The 459-nt window shown below is 62.7% G+C and carries 1 protein-coding gene; it reads right to left on the bottom strand.

The window, feature by feature from the left end:
• Positions 1-70: 70 nt before the first annotated feature.
• Positions 71-286, bottom strand: coding sequence for a hypothetical protein (locus tag AAHS21_RS32000; protein ID WP_342931266.1), 216 nt, complete (start codon positions 284-286; stop codon positions 71-73).
• Positions 287-459 lie beyond the last annotated feature (173 nt).

The following is a 459-nucleotide window of genomic DNA, read 5'->3' as shown; positions in this document are numbered from 1 at the left end:
ACCCACTACGACGAACATAAAGCCTGGGCACACCGTCAAAACACCCCCGACACCCAAGCCGCTTGACAACTTACGAACCTGGGATGTCTAGCTGGCTCGCGACGACCTCGGTGCCGCGCGCCTTGAAGCTGCGGACTGGGTTCGCGGTTTCGAGCTTGATGCTCACCGTGCACCTGAGGTCGGGTTCCAGCGCCTCGCAGCGGTACAGCGGCGTGTCGAGAAAAATCGGGTCGATCGCCCGACGAGCCGCACGGATCCGGGCGGTGTCGAGGCGCGTCTCCTGCATAAAACAGCAGCGTAGCGGCGCCGGCCTGAGTTCGGCCTAGAGTCTTTCTTGTGCGATTGGACCGCGAGCGTGTCTTCACTGACCGCGCTCACTGAAATTCCCCACTGACGCTCATCGAAATTCCCCACCCGTGTGGCTCCGCCGAGAAGGGCGGGCCTCCTTCGATGCTGCTG

Source organism: Mycobacterium sp. 050272 (genome assembly GCF_039023525.1).
Lineage (GTDB): Bacteria > Actinomycetota > Actinomycetes > Mycobacteriales > Mycobacteriaceae > Mycobacterium.
Note: the sequence above shows the minus strand (reverse complement) of the source record. Positions and strands in the feature narration are given on the sequence as shown.

Coding starts and splice junctions, on each gene's coding strand:
- AAHS21_RS32000 (WP_342931266.1), bottom strand. CDS start 286: ATGCAGGAGACGCGCCTCGACACCGCCCGGATCCGTGCGGCTCGTCGG.